The organism is Kosakonia oryziphila (assembly GCF_900094795.1).
Taxonomy (GTDB): domain Bacteria; phylum Pseudomonadota; class Gammaproteobacteria; order Enterobacterales; family Enterobacteriaceae; genus Kosakonia; species Kosakonia oryziphila.
The window spans coordinates 99,845-114,897 of the sequence record NZ_FMBC01000009.1 but is presented as its reverse complement, the minus strand read 5'-3'; the positions used below and the strand labels follow the sequence as shown (position 1 = coordinate 114,897).

Sequence of the window (15,053 nt, the reverse complement as noted above, 5' to 3'; positions counted from 1 at the left end):
GGTCCGGAATTTATCTCACTTGCACTGGCTGAATGGGCAGAGCAACATGCAGTAAAACTGGAGTTTATCCAGCCGGGTAAGCCGACGCAGAACGCTTTTATTGAGCGCTTTAACCGAACATACCGTACAGAAATACTCGATTTTTATCTGTTCAGAACGCTGAATGAAGTGCGGGAAATCACGGAAAGATGGGTGTCAGAATATAACTGTGAACGCCCTCATGAATCACTGAACAATATGACGCCGGAGGAGTATCGACAGCACCATTATTTGGCCGGGATCTCAAAAAATGCATGGAACTAAAACGGGTCTATTTACAATACTAAGGATTAGCATACTCTAAAATTTCCTCTCCCATGAGCGTACAGTCATTGAAAAAGATGAATCTCATACGATACTTGCCTTTGTAGATATAACCCCATGTCTGTAACACATCATAATACTGCGATTTATTTTCCGGATTTTGCATCTTCGCTAATGCAGTTACGTCTTTATCAACCTCAGCCCTGTCATCGTTGTCCCGATAAAAAGCCAGCAGTTTATTTGCTTCTGTTATTGCCTGAGCTTTACAAGTTAACTCAGACTGTTTCGCAGCAGCCAAAGACGGAAAAGTTATAGAACACAATAATAATGTTAGAATGCCAGTTGATACTTTCATATTATTCCAAGCTCTCTCTTTGTTCTTATCAACGCCCTTTTCCTTTCTTCGAGACCGTTATAGCCACCGTTCACGAGAAGGGTTACTTTATTTACGTCATCCCTGTCTGCTGCCGCATTCACATGCCTGAGATCCCAATAATAACACGCTGCCTTAACGGCAACATATGGGTTCCTTGCAACTATAGTGGGATCGGTTACGTAATCTTTCTCAAACTGACTTCCGAAATTCGTACAATTTTCTCTACCTGTCAGATGTAATAACCCACGACCTATAAATTTTGGACCATCACCTACTTCTGTATTACCTAAATTACGTCCTATCCGCGTTCCTGCATCATATTCTCTACCACCATCTCCTGGAACTTCGGTTAATCTGGAAAAGTTTGCAGTTTCAACACAAGATTGCGCTATAAAATGAGCGGCTCTTAATTCTGTATTTATTCCATAAAAGGTAAACCATTGGTTCAAATGTGGTGCTATGGCATGAACATTGTAATGCTGTGAATTTAGCAGGCTTTCTATATGCCGATAATGCCTGGCTATATTCCAAAGCATCTCTGCTGTGATATCAACCATTTGCCTTTTCCTTTTCTTATATCCCATAATCATTTTAACTACCGCGATTGAGCATTTGGCAGCCATTTTTTGCTTTCATTTACAATCCAGGAAAATTCTTATCCTCTTATTTTTCAGCGTCGGGAGGTGCGAACATGCAACTGACAGATAACGATCAAGCAAACAGCATTACTGTCTGGCACGCCTTATCGGAGCTTTTCACCGGTCGGGAACTCCAGGACTATGACTATCGATGGATGGCTAAGGTGTTAAAGGAATCCGGGCTCAGCCGGGAAGCGATCTTTATGATTCTGGAGTAGTAATTAACCTGTACTGCAAAAATGCGTACTACCAAAAACCATTACTACATAAAAAAGCATGTTTTCTATTCCCTATATGCTTTTTTAGGTCTTCCGGCCTGTCCTTCTGCCCATAATATCGTAATCAAATGATTTTACTTACTAATATGAGTAAAAAGACCCTGTCCACAGGCAGAAAAAACGGGGACGGGGCTATCTACGCTTTTTGTTTCTGGCCTTGTTGTGCTTACCTGCCTTGCCAAAAGCCTACAGTCGCTATTAGTGCATACTCGCATTCTGTTTCAGGCACTAGGGACAGGCCCCGCGATTAATGTGACCAATGCCTTTATCAAACTGATGGGCTGATATCGTAGCGCATAATCAGATCACCCTGCCCGGAATCTGTAAAAAATTACGGGCAGAATTAGTGTATGATTTACACTCCCGCCAGTCTCCGCGTATTATTCCCTGTAAAGACCTCAACGGACGGGTTACACAAGGAATGTATCACGATGGCCGCACTACAGTTTCCCTGTACTATATTCACCACGCAAAACCGGATGGACGACTACGGCGCTAAAGATATGCGCTGCGGCGATTTGACCGAAGCACAGTTAAAATCTCAATACGGGCTGGTGGACGTTTCCACCAGGGCCAACCCCTACACATTAACAAAGATCACTCCGTTCAATCAGCCTCAATCTATGTTTTATGGCTCCCGTGGAGAGGGTGAGAAAATTACCCGCCAGCAGTGCACTGCGATCCTGTTTGATGAGTTCCGCCAGCTCTCCCGCCTTTTTTCGGTATATGGACCTTACAGCTATCTGATCGAAAAGATGATCACCCACATGCAGAACGGCAACGGCCCCCCCTTTCGTGATATGGCGTTGGACAGGGCTTTAAAGGAGCATGTTCTTAATGACAGGACGAGAAACAGCACCCGTCTTTTGCTGGAAGATGTACTTAAAAACAGCATTAACTGGGAACAACAATACATTCCAACGGATAAAAAAGATGCTCTAAGAGCGGCTATCCTTCAAGGTAAATTACCAAAATTCGACAGATTCCAGGATAACTTTAACGGTATGGGGATAACCGTTCACGATACCTGGGCGACGCATATCACCATAAAGTCCTTACAGATTAATAATAATCGCTACCGTGCAGTTTTACATTACAAAGTTCAGGATCACTTTGGCCTTGATGTTGACGACATTTCAAAATTCAAGTTCAATCAGTTCCGTTTTTTCCGTATATGGTTTGTGCTCCAGCGATTCAATCAGTTTAGTTTCAAGCCCTTCATGACAAATATTGAAGCCACAATTGAAATTTCCGGGGAACGTAATGATGATCAGAAATAAAAAGAAGCTCTTCGTCCTCCTTCTGATTGGCTGTGCTCTGCTCGCTTACGTTATCCGGATATATCTACGCCCAGTGGAAATCGTTGCGGTTCATGAAGATGGAAATTTTAGTTCTGTTTTAGTTAAAACGTTTCCTTTCACTGATAAAATGAAAATAGATTGGTGGCTCAAAAACAAGGATATGTTAAAAGAAAAATATGGTATCCCCAGACCAGATTCAGATGGATCTTTTACTGTCATTTTTTGGGATTTCGGAGATGGCTACAAAGAAACTGATGGTTACGACAGGCTTTGTTTTAAAGATATGAAACCACCAAAAAACTGTATTGATAAAAACTCTTTCATGTTTGTTAAAAACGGTAAAAATACCGGTATGACTTTTTGGGCCGATAACGGAATATATCGAGTAAAAAAAAGTGGTGAGATGGTAAAAACCAGATATAAATAATTGCGCCCCTCGCGTAGAGACAACAATAAAATCATCCCCGTTCCACGGCTTGCCCGACCAGGCGGAAGTAGCAAAATGCCAAAGAGGCTATCCCTATAGGGAGAAAAGCGGCAACGCCTTACCGCCTGCCTCAACTCCTTTTGGTAATGCCATTCCCCATAAAATCGTCGATTTGACACGCTCCACATTCTAACGTAATCGCACGTTGTGGTGTAGTCCCTCCGGTTTTTAGTACCATCGCCAATTCAGACTCCGCCAGCTCGATAGCGTTCTCTAACTATCGAAAATAAAATAAAAAGCCCTAATTATAAAGAGTTAGGGCCTTTTTAATGCCTTTAGCATTCGTTTAGTATCATTTTAACTCGCAAACTTTGAGTAGTATGTTTAGTAGTAATTAACCTGTACTGCAAAAATGCGTACTACCAAAAACCATTACTACATAAAAAAGCATGTTTTCTATTTCCTATATGCTTTTTTAGGTCTTCCGGCCTGTCCTTCTGCCCATAATATCGTAATCAAATGATTTTACTTACTAATTATGGGTAAAAAGACCCTGTCCACAGGCAGAAAAAACGGGGACGGGGCTATCTACGCTTTTTGTTTCTGGCCTTGTTGTGCTTACCTGCTTTGCCAAAAGCCCACAGTCGCTATTAGTGCACACTCGCATTCTGTTTCAGGCACTAGGGACAGGCACCGCGATTAATGTGACCAATGCCTTTATCAAACTGATGGGCTGATATCCTGGCGCATAATCAGATCACCCTGCCCGGAATCTGTAAAAATTACGGGCAGGATTAGTGTATGATTTACACTCCCGCCAGTCTCCGCGTATTATTCCCTGTAAAGACCTCAACGGACGAGGAATGTATCACGATGGCCGCACTACAGTTTCCCTGTACTATATTCACCACGCAAAACCGGATGGACGACTACAGCGCTAAAGATATGCGCTGTGGGGATTTATCAGAATCACAGTTAAAATCCCAATACCGACTGGTAGATGTTTCAACCAGGGCCAATCCTTATACCCTGACGAAAATCACCCCGTTTAATCAGCCTCAATCTATGTTTTATGGCTCCCGTGGAGAGGGTGAGAAAATTACCCGCCAGCAGTGCACTGCGATCCTGTTTGATGAGTTCCGCGATTTATCGCGCCTGTTCTCGATTTATGGCCCATACAAACACCTGATCGAAAAGATGATCACCCATATGCAGTACGATAATGGCAAACCGTTCACCAGTATGCACCTGGACAGTGCTTTGAAGGAGCAAATTCTCAGAGATAATTCGACAGAGAACAGTACGCGATTGCGGTTAGAGAAAGCATTTAATACGTTTATTGACTGTGTAGTCCCTCCGGTTTTTAGTACCATCGCCAATTCAGACTCCGCCAGCTCGATAGCGTTCTCTAACTATCGAAAATAAAAAGCCCTAATTATAAAGAGTTAGGGCTTTTTTAATGCTTTTAACATTCGTTTAGTATCATTTTAACTCGCAAACTTTGGGTAGTATGTTTAGTAGTAATTAACCTGTACTGCAAAAATGCGTACTACCAAAAACCATTACTACATAAAAAAGCATGTTTTCTATTTCCTGTATGCTTTTTTAGGTCTTCCGGCCTGTCCTTCTGTCCATAATATCGTAATCAAATGATTTTACTTACTAATATGGGTAAAAAGCCCCTGTCCACAGGCAGAAAAAACGGAAACGGGGCTACCTACGCTTTTTGTTTCTGGCCTTGTTGTGCTTACCTGCCTTGCCAAAAGCCCACAGTCGCTATTAGTGCACACTCGCATTCTGTTTCAGGCACTACGGCTAACGCTGGGACAGGCACCGCGATTAATGTGACCAATGCCTTTATCAAACTGATGGGCTGATATCCTGGCGCATAATCAGATCACCCTGCCCGGAATCTGTAAAAAATTACGGGCAGAATTAGTGTATGATTTACACTCCCGCCAGTCTCCGCGTATTATTCCCTGTAAAGACCTCAACGGACGGGTTACACAAGGAATGTATCACGATGGCCGCACTGGCGTTTCCCTGCACGATTTTTCAAACCCAAAACCGGATGGACGACTACGGCGCGAAAGATATGCGCTGTGGAGATTTAACCGAAGCACAATTAAAAACGCATTATCATTTGCTGGATGTCTCTACCAAAGCCAACCCTTACACCTTGACGAAAATTACTCCGTTCAGCCAGCCGCAGTCGATGTTTCATGGTTCCCGTGGAGAAGGGGAAAAGATCAGCCGGCAGCAATGCACCAATATCTTGTTTGATGAATTCCGCCATCTGTCACAGGCTTTCTCTGTTTATGGCCCTTACAGCCATCTTATTAAACAGATGATCACCCATATGCAGAGAGCCAACGGTGCACCCTTTCGCAGTATGTACCTCGATTCAGCACTAAGAGAGCATATTATTCGAGATAACGATTCAGATAACAGTACGAGGCTACTGTTACAAGCGGCACTCAAAGATAATATAGACAGGGAAAATAAAATTTATCCGGTAAAAAATAAAGATAAGTTACGCAAAGCTATCCTTAAAGGAAAACTGCCTAAATTCGACAGATTCCAGGATAACTTTAACGGCATGGGTATCACCGTCCATGATACCTGGGCTACCCATATCACAATAAAATCGCTACAGATTGATAATAATCGTTACCGGGCGGTGGTGCATTACCAGATTCAGGATCACTTTGGCCTGGACGTTGATGATATTTCAAAGTTTAAGTTTAACCAGTTCCGATTTTTCCGTATCTGGTTTGTACTCCAGCGTTATAATCAGTTTGGTTTCAGGCCATTTATGACCAATATGGAAGCCACTATAGAAATCACCGGAACCCGCAATGAGAACGAAAAATAAAAAAACTATTGCCTTGCTCACCTTGACCATCTGCGTATTGCTTGGTTACTGGCTTTGGCTATCACTACGCCCAGTGGACATAGTTGCGGTTCATGAGGATGGAAGTAATATTGACATTTTAGTAAAAGACTTCCCCATTACGAATAAGGGTAAAATCAACTGGTGGTTGGAAAATAAAGACATTTTGAAAGAAAAATATAACATTCCTAAACCAGAACAAGATGGATATTTCGTTATTATATTTTGGTTATTCGGAGAAGGTTACAAAAAAACGGATGGTTATGACAGACTCTGCTTTGATGATATGAAAACAGAAATAAACTGCATCGATAAAAATAGAGTTTTTTCGATTAGCAATAGCAAAAACAGGGGGACTATATTTACAGTATCCGATGGCGAATATCACATAAAAGACGGAAAAATAGTTAAACTTAAACGTGAATAAAGCGCCTTTCCTCGCGTGGGGGCAGCGGTAAAACCATCCTGCCTTCCCCGCTTTGTACCACCCAAGCAGAACCGTCGGGATAGTCTCGATGGAGAGAAAGGCGGCAACGCCGACTGGCTGCCTAAGTGTGATAAACCCACAGCTAATTAACCCCCTGACCGGCAGATGCCGGTCTTTTTGGGCTGAGAAAGCGTAGCGGGGAGTGACATTTAAGAAAAAACCTATATTAAAAACATATCACAGTGATAATCGTTCCTTTGTAAAAAGGCACAAAAACTGGATAAATAACTATTAAATAAAATCATCAGTTATTAACAAATTAAAGAGCATTAAGAGCACAACAGGGAGATATTGTCGCTGGAATATAAAACATGGCAGAACACTTCAAGAACAGTACAACATATTACTTGCCATGATGATGCAAACAGCCATTGCCTTCGAAAACTGGCAAAGCATGCCTTTTTTTAGCTGGTATACAGATAGTGGATTCAGTGGTGAAGATTTAGTTTCAGATTTACTCGGTTTCTACAAAGCTATTATTCCCGAGAACTACTGGCCAAAACTCCGCGCAGTAAGTAAAGAAGCGGCATTAAGGCGTTGGGATTATTATGGACCTACAGGAAACTATAAAAACAGAGGATTCCGCCCTTTACTCTCCCCGACCCGCAAAATAAAACAGCACCTCACAATCCTTATAAAGCTAACTTACCAGACTTCATGACCAGAGTCACTCCATTTACAGGATTTAATTCTGATACCGTACGTATTATTGATAGAGCCAACATCGTAAATGTTATTAATGGAGTGAGAATAGATTGAAATACATTAAAAGATTAATTGCCGTCATCATAGTTGTATTTATTGCCTTTTTATTATTTGATTGCAGTATGCAGAAAAAGGCAGAAAATCATTCTGGCTTTACTAAAAATAATCTATGGGCATATTACTTTTATACCGATGCTGACATCCGTAATGCACCAAAGATAACCAATAGTTACCACTTTCTGTTTCGTGCTCAGGATGGAGGTAAGCCTGAAATCAGTGCTGTCGTTTTTTCTGATGCCACTGATATTTCAGTGTTGAGACAGTACCTTCAGCAACTCGGTTACCAACAGGTATCATCAGAAGGCTCTGAAGAGAGATGGGAGCAACCCGGCAAGGTAACTCCTGCATTCTTCATTACTAATGATAAAACACAATCAGAAATCACGCTCAGTAAAGAGGGGTTTAATGGTGATTGAACTGAGACCCACGTTTATGTTGGCAGACCAGTACTCTATTGATTGATACACTTCATAATTGATTGTGACCTGCTCCCCGTCGATTAACATACCGCGATGGTAGTAATGTTTTCATTAGCAACGTGTGTAAGTATTACGCCAAACCCAACCTTTCCTTTTTAGATCTATACTAGCCTTTTAATCGCCAGATTTTCCTCACCGAAAACTCATCAAACCTTCCGTCGCAAATATTTCATTTATCGAGCCTTCTCGATAAACGTCGCTTTCAGCCCTGCTTCTGCTCGCCGTTTGCACGTATAGTTTCCCGGCTGTCGCAAAATCGGCAGCCGGGATTTGCAGCCCGTTTAACTTCAAGGCGACACAACACGCGCCGAGCGTGTTTTTTTATGTCGCGGCTCTGGCACACCTGTTTCTGGCTGTGGTGTTTCACCACTCCCTTTGTCAGTTAATGGTGGCCCGGGCGGGGCAGCCTTCGGGCTGGCCGGTTTCCTTGAAGTCCGGTACTGCAAACCCCGTCCGGGCTACCACCCATGAGATTTGCAGCTCCGGTGGTAGCATTAACCGTTACTTCAAGGAGGTTGCCACTATGGCTACAACCCTCACCCTGTCACACCCGTAATTTATCTTTGTATTCGCTGCGGTTTATCGCGCCGGGCGCCCGCAGCCGGACTGCGGGCTGTGGTTCAGACAATCCAGCTTAACAACACAGTTGCAAGAATGACCGTTGAGGCACCACCAATGCGAGTGGCAATTTGTGCGAAGGGCATCAATCCCATTCTGTTGGATGCCGAGAGGATCGCCACATCTCCCGTGCCGCCCAGGCCACTATGGCAACTGGTCACAATAGCCGCCTCGACCGGATACATATTTAACTTTGTGGCAATGAAATAACCGCTGAGCGCCATGGCAATGACAACAGAGCCGCAAACAATAACGTAGCCGACAGAGAACACCGCGACCACACTTTCCAGCGGAACATAAAGCATGCCAAGCCCAATCATCAGCGGCCAGACTAATGCCGCAGAGACAAACTTATAACAGCTATGTGCACCCAGCTCCATGCTGGAGGGGATCACCTGAGCGTACTTACACAGTACGGCAAAGAGGATCATCAGAACGGGCCCTGGAATGTGAACTACTTTTTCCAATAACCCACCGACAATGAAGAAAGCGCAGATCAGGAGCAACCCGGCACCCATAAGCTGGAAATCGGTCTGCTGCGGGCCATGGGACTGGGCAAAAATATGATTATCTTTATCGCTACGAATCAACATCCCGTTCCCGGTTAATGAGGGACGACGGAGACCGATACGCGCCAGTACACCCGCGCAGATGATGGCGAAAATATTTCCCACCACGGCTGCGGGCACCAACTGTGCGACATAAATATCCGGGCTGTGTCCGAGAATAGCGGAATAGGCCAGCGATAAGGGTAAAATGCCTTCGCCAATACCGCCGCCAATGATCGGCACAATGATAAAGAAAAAAGTGTGATACGGCGTGTAGCCAAATAATATGCCAACCAACAGCCCGGAGAGCACCGCAGCTACCGTGCCGGCAACCAAAGGTACGAACATGCGGATCATGCCCTGGATCAGGATCACCCGATTCATGCCGAGAATGCTGCCCACGACCAGACAAGCAATGACAAAATAAAGCAGGTTGGCTTCCTTCATTAGCAAATGGACGGTGGCTAACGTATGCGCTTCAAACAAGCCAAAATAAACCAGTGTTGAGGGCACCATCAGGCACAATATTGCTGGCCCACCGATATCCTTTAGCACCGGCAAAATACGGCCTATTTTGGCAAGGGCAAAACCAAGCGTCATGATCACCGCCAGGCCGCCAATCATGTTTTTCGGCAATAAACCTGCGATAGCTGAAATGGCGACAACTGAAGCGATGCCGATAAATAGCAGTAAGGGTACGGCGCCGACTTCAAGCCCGTGCAGGCGCGATTGTTGTGCACCCACAGGGGATGCGTTAACAGAGGAAGAGAGAGAATTATCTTTCATTATTTCACCTGATTCGCTATTAATAATTAACAGTGGGTCAGGAATAACCGCTGGGTTATTCGTAATAGGATTAAATGTTTGAAAAAATAAAGCCAATAAAATAAATGTTACTACCAGAAAGTTATGATTGAATAAATAACATAATCTTCGGTATGTAAAGTGACCGCTGGTTACTGCTTATTGAATTTGTGAGTGCCGTAGTAATTCATATTTAAATAACTTAAACAGGCCATTCGTAAATAAAGTAAGCGCACGAACACATGCATTAAATACTTCCAGGAAAAATATAAACTTAGCTCCCCAACCTTTCCATTTAATTAAAGTATTACTTTTGAAACTAATTAAACCGTAAGAATTGTGATTCTAATCACCTCTGAAAGTAAATACGATAGATAGAGTTCTTCCTGAAAACTATTTTAATTAAAACAAAACAGGACATTTTATGCCTTCACTACTCTTACAATCTTTATTTCCTTTAGTATTTATTATGTTACTAGGGTGGCTAAGTGGAAAATTAGGATATACGCACCGTAAGGATGCCACTGTATTAGCGACGGTGGTGATTCGCTTTGCATTACCATTTCATCTTTTTATCGGGGCACTGAACACCAACCCGGACAAAATCAAAAACTTCTCGTTTATGGCTGTGCTGGTGATTGGCCTTATGGGTTCTTACTTACTGACGCTGATCCTGTCGCGTTACGTTTTTCGTCATGATATCAAGACCAGTGCAATACAGTCTTTGGTTTGCGCTTTTCCTGATATGGCCTATTTTGGCGCGCCGGTACTGGCCGTGCTGATTGGGCCGGAAGGCTTTTTAGGTGTGCTGATTGGCAACTTAGTCACCAGCGTATTAATGATTCCATTGACCATTATCTTAATCCGCATGGGCGATAAAGGTACCGACACCGAAACGCTACATCCGGGCAAACTGATTATGCAGAATTTATTGCAGGCGGTACGTAACCCGATTGTCTGGATCCCAGTATCCGGTGTAGTGCTGAGCCTGGCCGGTGTGCAGTTACCGCATCTGCTGAGTGCGCCGATTGAGATGGTTGGCAAAATTGCCGGTGGTCTGTCGCTGTTTGCCCTTGGTCTGTTGTTTTACGGTGAACGCCCGTCGCTGAATCTCCAGACGTTTACCAATATCAGCATCAAAAATCTGATCCAACCCGCCATGATGGCAGTCGCCGGGCTGACATTTGGCCTGAGCCACACCTTAATGCAGCAGGTCGTGATTATTGGTGCAACACCTTCTGCTATCGCTGCGGGCATGTTCGCTCTGCGCAGCGACACTTATATCGAATCCGCATCCTCTTCCATTCTTATTGGCACTGCAATCGGCGTATTAACTGAGGGCGTAATGATCTATTTGATTTCTTGAGCCTCTTTTCTGTTATCCCCGATACATCGGCAGCCGTGCCGTTATTATTTAGTCAGGAGCAGCAATAATGTTACGCAAAGAAACGCTTTATACGCCTTATAATGGTGCCGTGTTACTGGAAAATCCGTTACTTAATAAAGGGCTGGCATTCACTGACGACGAACGTCTGGCCTTTAATCTGCATGGATTATTACCGCATAACGTTGAAACCATTGAAGAGCAAACAGAACGCGCATGGCAACAATTTTGTCATTTTAAAAAAGACATCTCTCGCCATGTTTACTTACGCAATATTCAGGACACCAACGAGACACTTTTTTATAATCTTCTGCGCTGCCATATGCAGGAAACCTTGCCAATTATCTACACGCCAACAGTTGGTGAAGCCTGTGAGCATTTTTCCGAGATTTATCGCCGCGCCAGAGGGTTATTTATCTCCTGGCCGGACCGGCACCGCATCGATGAAATGCTGCAAAGTTTTTCACGGAATGATATTCGCGTAATTGTAGTTACTGATGGAGAACGCATTCTCGGTCTCGGCGACCAGGGCATCGGTGGGATGGGGATCCCAATTGGGAAACTTTCGTTATATACCGCTTGCGGCGGAATTGACCCGGCATCGACGCTGCCTATCATGCTGGATGTGGGCACCAATAACAGCAAGCACCTTGAAAACCCGCTGTATATGGGGTGGCGCCATCCGCGAATCAGTGACGACGACTATATCGAATTTATGGATATGTTCGTGGAGGCCATCAAAACGCGTTGGCCAAATGTTCTCCTGCAATTTGAAGACTTTGCCCAGAAAAATGCAACCAAACTTCTGAACCGTTACCGCCACCAGTTGTGCTGTTTTAATGATGATATTCAGGGAACGGCAGCGGTCACGACCGGCACGCTGATTGCCGCCTCGCAGACTGCGGGAATGCGCTTACGCGATCTGCGCGTGGTTTTCCTTGGCAGTGGCTCCGCAGGATGTGGCATCGCGGAGAAAATCATTGCCTTGATGGTCGACGACGGTCTAACCCCGGATGAAGCACGCAACAACATTTTTATGATTGATCGCTTTGGCCTGTTGACCGATGACATGCCTAATTTGCTGGACTTCCAACAAAAGCTGGTTACGCCACGTCATCTTATCGCCGACTGGGATACCGATGCAGAGAATATTTCTCTGCTGGACGTGGTGCGCAATGTCCATCCCAACGTACTGATTGGCGTTTCCGGGCAGCCTGGTCTTTTCAGCGAAGAAATCGTGAAAGAGATGCATCGTCACTGTTCCCGCCCCATTGTCATGCCGTTGTCGAACCCGACTTCACGCGCTGAAGCTCAGCCCCGTGACGTGATTGAATGGACGCAGGGAGCCGCGCTCATTGCAACGGGAAGCCCTTTTGAGCCGGTTTTTTATCAGGGTAAATCGTACGAAATAGCCCAATGCAACAATGCGTATATTTTCCCGGGGCTGGGTCTGGGCATCCTGGCGGGCAAGTTAACTCGCGTCACGGACTCCATGCTGAGCGTGGCCAGCAAAACCCTTGCTGCATTCTCCCCACTGGCGAATACAGAGAAAGGAGGGCTGTTGCCACCTGTCGATATCATTGAAACCGTATCGAAAGCCATCGCCCTGCAGGTAGCCTATGCAGGTCAGCAGGAGGGCGTCGGCCCGGTGATGAGTGAAGAGGAATTAAAAACACGTCTCGAAAATGTCTACTGGGATGCACGCTATAAAGCGTACAAACGCGCATCCTTCTAAAAATCAGCACGGCAGAGCCAGCAATACTCTGCCGTGCCTTCATCAAGACCACTCGAACATTCACTAAAACAGATGCGTAGAGGAGAAAAAGCCATTACGCCCGGCATATTTTGCACGATAAAGCGCGTCATCAGCGAATTCTATAAGTTTTCTCTCCTTGCCTTTCACTGCCAGACCGTGGCCAGAAGCAATACCAATGCTTACGGTCACTATTCCGAACGGGCTATATTCATGACAGATATTTTCCTGACAAATATTTTGAATTAGTTTTTGGGCTTCCTTTTCTGCCGCGATCAAATCTGTTGCAGGAAGAATAACAACAAACTCTTCACCACCATATCGGGCAACCAGCGCAGAACTACCTTTTACTGTTTTTTTAATGGATGTTGCTACTTGTCGTAAACAGTCATCACCAGCTAAATGCCCGTAATTATCGTTATATTTTTTAAAATAATCTATGTCAATAAGCATCAAAGATATTGAATGATTATTTACAGCGCACTGTAATACTTCGTGGGGCAAGGCCTCATCGAATTTTCGACGATTAGCCAGCCCGGTTAAACTATCTTCGGCCGCCATAGCACTTAACTTCTTGTTTGCTGTCATGAGTGATTCAGTGGTTTTTGATAACTCATGATGGCTGCGCGCCCGCTGGTAGATATCCCGTAAAAGAAAATAACCTGAAGTTATAGCGCCCCCCATCAAGAAAACAACAATCACAATCAGAATTTCTGATTGTTTTTTCCAGGGCAACATTCCTTCATCGAGACTCACGGCGACAGTGGTAACGAATCCATATCGTTTATTTTTTTGAAATGCATACATCCGTTGGATATTGTCAAAGCGAGAGACACTTCTTGCGGTGCCGGAATCACTATTCTTCAGATATGTTGTAAAAAGCGGTGAATCGGAAATAACCCGACCAATGTTTTTCTCATCAAAAGGATAACGTATCAGCAATATTCCGGACTCGCTTGTTAATGCAATAGCACCAGCATGCCCAATATCGATCTTGCCAAACGCTTCAAGGAAATTTTCAATGCTGAGGGTGAGAACGGCGACACCGGCAAACCTGCCCTGGTGATCTTCCAGTCTGCGACTGATGGTTATCACCCATTTCCCGTTCGTCCGGCTGACTACCGGAGGGCCAATAAAAATTTTTTTGGACGTATTGTTCTGATGATAAACGAAGAAAAAACGGTCTGCACTATTGACCCGGCCATAAATCCTTTCATGTAATGCTATGAGCTTATTTCCATTAACATCATAAATAACAACATTATTGATCTGTTCCAGCAATTCATTCTGACTGGTAAGAATTTTTCTTATATTGGTAATATTATTTTTTTCTTCACCATAAATTTCCGTTATGTCCGAAAGATCGTCTATGAACATTTCACCTTGACGGATAATGCCCTCAGAATAAAGATTGAGAGTATGGCTCAAATTCGAAACATTGGTATTAAGATCGTTGATGGTCTGTACACGGGTAATCCAGATATTGATGGATAAAATTATCGACATCACGAAGAAGACAACAGCAAGAATTGTCAACCCAATAAAAAACTCTTTCTTCATTATGGTTTACCATCAGCCAAAATCACGTCTTAAATGCCTTCATAACTGAGAACCTTTATCGTTAAAAATATAAACCCTGGGAGAGAATCGTTTGGGTCAACAGGCAAATACATTTTTTCATTGAACTTTAAAGATTAACACCTCAAGCATAGCTGCGCTTTGCTTAATAATAAAGCGTTATATAAAAGATTCATAAATTCATCTTATTACTATTAAAATAAGAATGAGAATAATTTCTTACAGACAGGAGTTAGCACAGCAGCGCAATTGAAAAATATTCCATTTTTTTCGTCTAATTTACTGAATAGTAAGATGATTAAAAGGATTCGTCCCCACCAGTATGGATTAACGCTATATATCCAAAATAATCCGAGTTGCAGGAAGGCGGCAAGAGAGTGAATCCCGATGAGCTTACTCAGGTAAGTGATTCGGGTGAGCA

Annotated in this window: 14 protein-coding genes and 2 pseudogenes; 12 read left to right on the top strand and 4 right to left on the bottom strand. The window is 43.9% G+C overall.

The features are described 5' to 3' along the window. The coding region (locus tag GA0061070_RS06530) for an integrase core domain-containing protein (protein WP_139109735.1) at window positions 1-303 on the top strand (303 nt) is incomplete at its 5' end. A 19-nt stretch (window positions 304-322) separates the two neighbouring features. On the opposite strand, the gene GA0061070_RS06525 is transcribed toward GA0061070_RS06530, so the two are convergent. Together GA0061070_RS06525 and GA0061070_RS06520 are read right to left on the bottom strand one after the other, a co-directional pair. Next, window positions 323-658 (bottom strand): hypothetical protein, encoded by a 336-nt coding sequence (locus GA0061070_RS06525; RefSeq protein ID WP_090134680.1) that lies wholly within the window; start codon window positions 656-658, stop codon window positions 323-325. After that, window positions 655-1,236: a glycoside hydrolase family 19 protein gene (locus GA0061070_RS06520; protein WP_090134687.1), complete on the bottom strand. Its 582-nt coding sequence runs from the start codon at window positions 1,234-1,236 to the stop codon at window positions 655-657. The genes GA0061070_RS06525 and GA0061070_RS06520 overlap by 4 nt, the downstream gene beginning before the upstream one ends. A 134-nt stretch (window positions 1,237-1,370) precedes the next feature. Here GA0061070_RS06520 and GA0061070_RS25115 point away from each other — a divergent pair. From GA0061070_RS25115 to GA0061070_RS06475, 9 genes and pseudogenes are all read left to right on the top strand, one after another. Then, window positions 1,371-1,532, top strand: a pseudogene (locus GA0061070_RS25115) (DUF7079 family protein); the annotation flags it as partial. A 494-nt stretch (window positions 1,533-2,026) separates the two neighbouring features. Next, window positions 2,027-2,875 carry a YPO3983 family protein gene (locus GA0061070_RS06510; protein WP_090134678.1) on the top strand — a complete coding sequence of 283 codons (849 nt, stop codon included), beginning with the start codon at window positions 2,027-2,029 and terminating at the stop codon, window positions 2,873-2,875. Beyond that, complete coding sequence (locus GA0061070_RS06505; protein ID WP_090134677.1) at window positions 2,859-3,323, top strand: DUF943 family protein; 465 nt, start codon at window positions 2,859-2,861, stop codon at window positions 3,321-3,323. Before GA0061070_RS06510 ends, GA0061070_RS06505 begins: the two co-directional genes overlap by 17 nt. Window positions 3,324-4,196: 873 nt before the next feature. After that, on the top strand, window positions 4,197-4,748 hold the full coding sequence (locus GA0061070_RS06500; protein ID WP_341844370.1) for a DUF3289 family protein: 552 nt from the start codon (window positions 4,197-4,199) through the stop codon (window positions 4,746-4,748). Window positions 4,749-5,346: 598 nt separating this feature from the next. Then, entirely contained in the window at window positions 5,347-6,198 is an 852-nt protein-coding gene (locus GA0061070_RS06490) for a YPO3983 family protein (RefSeq protein WP_090134675.1), read from the top strand. Next, a complete protein-coding gene (locus tag GA0061070_RS06485; protein ID WP_090134673.1) occupies window positions 6,182-6,643 on the top strand; it encodes a DUF943 family protein in 462 nt (153 codons plus the stop codon). The genes GA0061070_RS06490 and GA0061070_RS06485 overlap by 17 nt, the downstream gene beginning before the upstream one ends. A 412-nt stretch (window positions 6,644-7,055) precedes the next feature. Next, window positions 7,056-7,364, top strand: a complete 309-nt coding sequence (locus tag GA0061070_RS24680) for a hypothetical protein (RefSeq protein ID WP_139109734.1) — start codon at window positions 7,056-7,058, stop codon at window positions 7,362-7,364. Between the two features lie 94 nt (window positions 7,365-7,458). Next, window positions 7,459-7,884, top strand: a complete 426-nt coding sequence (locus GA0061070_RS06480; RefSeq protein ID WP_090134671.1) for a hypothetical protein — start codon at window positions 7,459-7,461, stop codon at window positions 7,882-7,884. Between the two features lie 271 nt (window positions 7,885-8,155). Next, window positions 8,156-8,500, top strand: a pseudogene (locus GA0061070_RS06475) (ash family protein); the annotation flags it as partial. Between the two features lie 67 nt (window positions 8,501-8,567). Here the strand turns inward: GA0061070_RS06475 and GA0061070_RS06470 are convergent. Next, window positions 8,568-9,899 carry a 2-hydroxycarboxylate transporter family protein gene (locus GA0061070_RS06470; RefSeq protein ID WP_090134667.1) on the bottom strand — a complete coding sequence of 444 codons (1,332 nt, stop codon included), beginning with the start codon at window positions 9,897-9,899 and terminating at the stop codon, window positions 8,568-8,570. Window positions 9,900-10,341: 442 nt separating this feature from the next. On the opposite strand from GA0061070_RS06470, the gene GA0061070_RS06465 reads away from it, so the two are divergent. Together GA0061070_RS06465 and GA0061070_RS06460 are read left to right on the top strand one after the other, a co-directional pair. Continuing rightward, window positions 10,342-11,283: an AEC family transporter gene (locus GA0061070_RS06465; RefSeq protein ID WP_090134665.1), complete on the top strand. Its 942-nt coding sequence runs from the start codon at window positions 10,342-10,344 to the stop codon at window positions 11,281-11,283. 67 nt (window positions 11,284-11,350) lie between these two features. Then, the gene (locus tag GA0061070_RS06460; protein WP_090134663.1) at window positions 11,351-13,036 is read left to right on the top strand and encodes an NAD-dependent malic enzyme; all 1,686 of its coding nucleotides are present in this window, start codon (window positions 11,351-11,353) and stop codon (window positions 13,034-13,036) included. A gap of 63 nt (window positions 13,037-13,099) precedes the next feature. On the opposite strand, the gene GA0061070_RS06455 is transcribed toward GA0061070_RS06460, so the two are convergent. After that, window positions 13,100-14,614, bottom strand: coding sequence for a sensor domain-containing diguanylate cyclase (locus GA0061070_RS06455; RefSeq protein ID WP_090134661.1), 1,515 nt, complete (start codon window positions 14,612-14,614; stop codon window positions 13,100-13,102). Between the last annotated feature and the right edge of the window lie 439 nt (window positions 14,615-15,053).